This is a genomic window from Sphingobacterium faecium, from assembly GCF_003054045.1.
Taxonomy (GTDB): domain Bacteria; phylum Bacteroidota; class Bacteroidia; order Sphingobacteriales; family Sphingobacteriaceae; genus Sphingobacterium; species Sphingobacterium faecium.
This window is the reverse complement of the sequence record NZ_QBKH01000017.1, coordinates 1-3,301: the sequence shown is the minus strand read 5'-3', so window position 1 is coordinate 3,301 and position 3,301 is coordinate 1. Positions and strand designations below refer to the sequence as shown.

Sequence of the window (3,301 nt, the reverse complement as noted above, 5' to 3'; positions counted from 1 at the left end):
GACAAAGAGTTCTTTGACATATTGAAAGAAAAAAAATTACAAGAGAAGACAACAGTAGAGACAATACTGTGATGTGTCTGATGTATTATGAAGACCCTCGGTCAAGGCCGAACGGATTAATGCGTAGCATCATGGTTATATATATCAAAACGCAACCCATAGTAGCAAAAGGGCTATGAGGTGAAGAAAGTAAATAAGGGCACACGGGGGATGCCTAGGCTCTCAGAGGCGATGAAGGACGTGATAAGCTGCGATAAGCTTCGGGGATTAGCAAATGTGAGATTGATCCGAAGATTTCCGAATGGGGCAACCTAGCATACTGAAGGTATGTTGTAAAATACGCGAACGCGCTGAACTGAAACATCTAAGTAGGCGTAGGAGAAGAAAATAATAATGATTTCCCAAGTAGTGGCGAGCGAACGGGAAAGAGCCCAAACCAACTTTGTTACGGCATGGTTGGGGTTGTAGGGCTGCGAAGTGGCATTAGCAAACAGAAGTGGAATGGGATGGGAAGCCCAGCGATACACGGTGATAGCCCTGTACACGTATAGAATGCTAGCCTAGCAGTACCCTGAGTACCGCGGGGTCGGAGACGCCCTGTGGGAATCTGTCAGCACCATCTGATAAGGCTAAATACTCCTGAGAGACCGATAGTGAACTAGTACCGTGAGGGAAAGGTGAAAAGAACCTCGAACAGAGGAGTGAAAAGAACCTGAAACCGTGTGCTTACAAGCGGTCGGAGCTGGCAGGTCCAGTGACGGCGTGCCTTTTGCATAATGAGCCTACGAGTTACTCTTGTCTGGCAAGGTTAAGTGGTTCAGCCACGTATCCGAAGCGAAAGCGAGTCTTAATAGGGCGCATAGTCAGATGAGGTAGACGCGAAACCTTGTGATCTACCCTTGGGCAGGTTGAAGTTGCAGTAACATGTAATGGAGGACCGAACCGATAAACGTTGAAAAGTTTCCGGATGACCTGAGGGTAGGGGTGAAAGGCTAATCAAACTGGGAAATAGCTCGTACTCCCCGAAATGTTTTTAGGAACAGCGTCGGCATGGAGTCTTATAGAGGTAGAGCTACCGATTGGGTGCGGGGGAGTCAAATCCTACCAAATCCAGACGAACTCCGAATGCTATAAGATATGGCCGGCAGTGAGGCTTTGGGTGCTAAGGTCCAAGGCCGAGAGGGAAAGAACCCAGACCATCAGCTAAGGTCCCTAAATATACGCTAAGTTGAACTAACGAGGTCCGATTGCCTAGACAGCTAGGATGTTGGCTTGGAAGCAGCCATTCATTTAAAGAGTGCGTAACAGCTCACTAGTCGAGCGATCGGGCGTGGATAATAAACGGGCATCAAGTGTATTACCGAAGCTATGGATTCATACTGAAAGATGTATGTCTGGTAGGGGAGCATTCTATTTACGGCGAAGCGGTCTGGTAATGGCCCGTGGAGTGGATAGAAAAGCAAATGTAGGCATAAGTAACGATAAGGCGGGTGAGAAACCCGCCCACCGAAAGACTAAGGTTTCCTGATCAACGCTAATCGGATCAGGGTTAGTCGGGGCCTAAGGCGCATCCGAAGGGAGCAAGCCGATGGACAACTGGTTAATATTCCAGTACTTTTTATAACTGCGATGTGGTGACGGAGTAGTGACACTGCCGCGAACTGACGGAATAGTTCGTTAAAAGGCGTAGGTATAGGGACGGTAGGCAAATCCGCCGACCCTGCTGAAACCCAATAGTACAGCAAAGCTTCGGCGGCGCTGATAGAGCAGGTAAACAGACTTCCAAGAAAACCCGCTAAGCTTCAGGTTATAAAAACCCGTACCGTAAACCGACACAGGTAGTCGAGGAGAGAATCCTAAGGTGCTCGAGTGAATCATGGCTAAGGAACTCGGCAAAATGGCCCTGTAACTTCGGGAGAAGGGGCGCTTCCTCCAGCAATGGAGAAGCCGCAGTGAAAAGGCCCAGGCGACTGTTTAACAAAAACATATGGCTTTGCAAAATCGAAAGATGAAGTATAAGGCCTGACACCTGCCCGGTGCTGGAAGGTTAAGAGGGGATGTCATCGCAAGAGAAGCATTGAATCGAAGCCCCAGTAAACGGCGGCCGTAACTATAACGGTCCTAAGGTAGCGAAATTCCTTGTCGGGTAAGTTCCGACCTGCACGAATGGTGTAACGATCTGGGCGCTGTCTCAGCCATGAGCTCGGTGAAATTGTGGTATCGGTGAAGACGCCGATTACCCGCAACGGGACGGAAAGACCCCATGCACCTTCACTATAGCTTAACATTGGAATTGGGTACAGGATGTGTAGGATAGGCGGGAGATGTTGAAGTGGCTTCGCCAGGAGTCATGGAATCAACCTTGAAATACCGCCCTTTCTGTATTCGGTTTCTAACTCGGTTATTCCGAGGACATTGTTTGGTGGGTAGTTTGACTGGGGTGGTCGCCTCCAAAAAGGTAACGGAGGCTTTCAAAGGTAAGCTCAGTACGCTTGGTAACCGTACGTGGAGTGCAATGGCATAAGCTTGCTTGACTGTGAGACCAACAAGTCGAACAGGGTCGAAAGACGGACATAGTGATCCGGTGGTTCTGTATGGAAGGGCCATCGCTCAAAGGATAAAAGGTACGCTGGGGATAACAGGCTGATCTCCCCCAAGAGCTCATATCGACGGGGAGGTTTGGCACCTCGATGTCGGCTCGTCACATCCTGGGGCTGGAGAAGGTCCCAAGGGTTGGGCTGTTCGCCCATTAAAGTGGCACGCGAGCTGGGTTCAGAACGTCGCGAGACAGTTCGGTCCCTATCTGTTGTGGGCGTTGGAAGTTTGAGTGGATCTGTCCTTAGTACGAGAGGACCGGGATGGACTGACCGCTGGTAAACCAGTTATGCCGCCAGGTGTACGGCTGGGTAGCTACGTCGGGAATAGATAAGCGCTGAAAGCATCTAAGTGCGAAACTAGCCACGAGATGAGACTTCCTTATAGGGCCGTAGTAGACTACTACGTTGATAGGTTGCAGGTGTAAAGGTAGAAATATCATAGCTGAGCAATACTAATCACCCGAAGCTTTCTCAAGCAACGCAGACACTGTTGTCTTCCTCTTTTAGTTTTTCTTTCAATTGTCTATAGATCAGGCGTTCGTGCTGTTAACAGCATATAATAAGTACGTTACTGATAAGTTATTTTAGGTGCCTATATCGGCGGTGTCTACCTCTTCCCATTCCGAACAGAGCAGTCAAGCCCGCCAGAGCCGATGGTATTGCCGTAACAGGTGGGAGAGTAGGTCGGTGCCTTTTTTTATACA

At 49.2% G+C, this 3,301-nt stretch carries 2 rRNA genes; both read left to right on the top strand.

The window, feature by feature from the left end:
* Nucleotides 1–183: 183 nt before the first annotated feature.
* Nucleotides 184–3,072, top strand: a 23S ribosomal RNA gene (locus tag C8N37_RS22565).
* Between the two features lie 109 nt (nt 3,073–3,181).
* Nucleotides 3,182–3,293: ribosomal RNA gene (gene rrf, locus C8N37_RS22560) — 5S ribosomal RNA — on the top strand.
* Nucleotides 3,294–3,301 lie beyond the last annotated feature (8 nt).